Origin of the sequence: Acinetobacter sp. UBA3132, assembly GCF_002364825.1 — a bacterium.
Taxonomy (GTDB): Bacteria; Pseudomonadota; Gammaproteobacteria; order Pseudomonadales; family Moraxellaceae; genus Acinetobacter; species Acinetobacter schindleri.
The window spans coordinates 1-380 of record NZ_DEZM01000011.1 but is presented as its reverse complement, the minus strand read 5'-3'; the positions used below and the strand labels follow the sequence as shown (position 1 = coordinate 380).

Here is a 380-nt window from a genome sequence, read left to right as displayed (position 1 = left end):
AAATACAAGGAAAGTAAGGTATGACAGGAGTTATACCAAACGAACCCATACGGAAAGCCCCTGGCAGGATGCTAGGGGTTTTTCATTTTTATCTTTTATAAAGTCCCACTGAGCAGCAGTGATTCAGAAACATGATTCTTAAAAATTCATTGTTAATGAGCTAAATAGAGGAGCAGAAAACCTTTCATCAAAATTATGAATCTTCAGAGCTAAAAAAAGCACCTGAAGGTGCTTTTTCTTATTGCTGGGCTAAATTATAGCGCAACGATATTGATCGCGTTTGGACCTTTTTGACCATCAACCACGCTAAAAGAAACGCGTTGACCTTCAAACAAAGTTTTGAAACCAGAACTGCTGATTTCTTTGAAATGAGCAAAAAC

General features: G+C 37.4%; 1 protein-coding gene. It reads right to left on the bottom strand.

Features of this window, described 5'->3' with window-relative positions; genetic code table 11:
- Positions 1-254 precede the first annotated feature (254 nt).
- Positions 255-380 (bottom strand): cold-shock protein (locus B4033_RS00395; RefSeq protein ID WP_286831063.1); only part of this gene is annotated, 126 nt, incomplete at its 5' end.